We start from the raw sequence: 1,118 nt of genomic DNA on the forward strand, positions 1-1,118 counted from the left end.
TACGACGCCCTGCTGCTGCTGTCCTTCGGTGGCCCGGAGGGGCCTGATGACGTGGTGCCGTTCCTGGAGAACGTGACGCGGGGGCGGGGGATCCCGCGCGAGCGGTTGAGGGAGGTGGGGCAGCACTACTTCGGTTTCGGCGGGGTGAGTCCGATCAACGGGCAGAACCGTGAGCTGCTGGCGGCGTTGCGCAAGGATTTCGCGGAGCACGGGCTGGACCTGCCGGTGTACTGGGGCAACCGGAACTGGGCTCCGTACCTGACGGACGTGCTGCGGGAGATGGCGGCGGACGGGCGGCGGCGGATCGCGGTGCTGGCGACGAGCGCGTACGCCTCGTACTCGGGGTGCCGGCAGTACCGGGAGAACCTCGCCGACGCGCTGGGCGTCCTTGCCGGGGAGGGGGTGGGGGAGCTGCCGCGGGTGGACAAGCTGCGGCACTACTTCAACCATCCGGGCTTCGTGGGGCCGATGACGGACGGGGTGCTGGCCTCGTTGGCTTCGCTGCCGCAGGAGGTGCGGGCGGGGGCGCATCTGGTGTTCACGACGCATTCGATTCCGGCGGCGGCGGCGGACGCGTCGGGGCCGGTGGGGGAGCACACGGAGGGCGGTGCGGGTGGGGCGTATGTGCGTCAGCACCTGGATGTGGCGGGGGTGATCGCGGAGGCGGTGCGGGCGCAGACGGGTTGGGGGCTGCCGTGGGAGCTGGTGTATCAGTCGCGCAGCGGTGCCCCGCATGTTCCGTGGCTGGAGCCGGACGTCTGCGACCACCTGGAGGCGTTGCACGGGGCGGGGGCCGCGGCGGCGGTGGTGGTGCCGGTCGGTTTCGTGTCGGATCACATGGAGGTCTTGTACGACCTGGACACGGAGGCGGTGGCGAAGGCGGCGGAGCTGGGGCTGCCGGTGGTGCGGTCGGCGACGGTGGGGGCGGATCCGCGGTTCGCGGCGGCGGTGCGGGAGCTGGTGCTGGAGCGGGCTTCGGCCGAGCGCGGCGAGCCCGTCGAGCGGTGCGCGGTGGGGCTGCTGGGGGCGAGCCACGACCTGTGCGCGGTGGGCTGCTGCCCGGCGCGCGCGCCCCGGCCGGCGGCCGCGGGCGCCGACAGCCCGTACGCGTAGGACCC

General features: G+C 73.6%; 1 protein-coding gene. It reads left to right on the top strand.

What is annotated here, in order from left to right; genetic code table 11:
• The coding region (locus tag ACFWTC_RS38970) for a ferrochelatase (protein ID WP_384075191.1) at window positions 1-1,113 on the top strand (1,113 nt) is incomplete at its 5' end.
• Between the last annotated feature and the right edge of the window lie 5 nt (window positions 1,114-1,118).

Source organism: Streptomyces sp. NPDC058619, assembly GCF_042717785.1.
In the GTDB taxonomy this organism is placed as follows: domain Bacteria; phylum Actinomycetota; class Actinomycetes; order Streptomycetales; family Streptomycetaceae; genus Streptomyces.